General features: G+C 34.8%; 1 pseudogene. It reads right to left on the bottom strand.

Annotated features, from left to right (window positions below):
• Window positions 1-107: 107 nt before the first annotated feature.
• Window positions 108-537, bottom strand: a pseudogene (locus NNN64_RS23035) (hypothetical protein); the annotation flags it as partial.

The raw sequence follows: 537 nt of genomic DNA on the forward strand, positions 1-537 counted from the left end.
GATCTATCAATATAAGTTTAATTTTATCACATTAAGGTTATAGTTTGAGTGTTAAAAGCCGCCAACGTATGACAATTGTGCGGCTTACTAAAGTGAAAATGAGTCTGTTACAATTTATTGGAATCCAGAGAATCTTCAATAATAGCGGTAAAAAAATGAAGTGGAACAGGGTATCGATAATGTCTGGAGGCGACGAGTAATAGTGGGGCATACCCATGCTTTATTGCAGATAAGTTATCAATTGAACTGTTTTTACACTCCACTAGGATGTCTGAGATGGAAAAATACTGTGTTTCCGTAATCTCTGAAAAGGCGGAGCCATGTATTTCTTTATTATTATAATAATAGCTTTCTGAGGTGTGATTTGGAAACCAATATTGTAACGTGCAATGTTTAAGGTTTTCAGTACAAAACTCAACTAAGTCTGCTTTGAGTTCTGAATTTTCTAATGTTTCGGCAAGAATCATCAATGTGGGATATAGGATACTTCCCTGCGTATATTTCTCACGTAGTAACTCATGGTTATCATCATTTTTA

The organism is Citrobacter sp. Igbk 14 (assembly GCF_028069825.1).
Lineage (GTDB): Bacteria > Pseudomonadota > Gammaproteobacteria > Enterobacterales > Enterobacteriaceae > Citrobacter.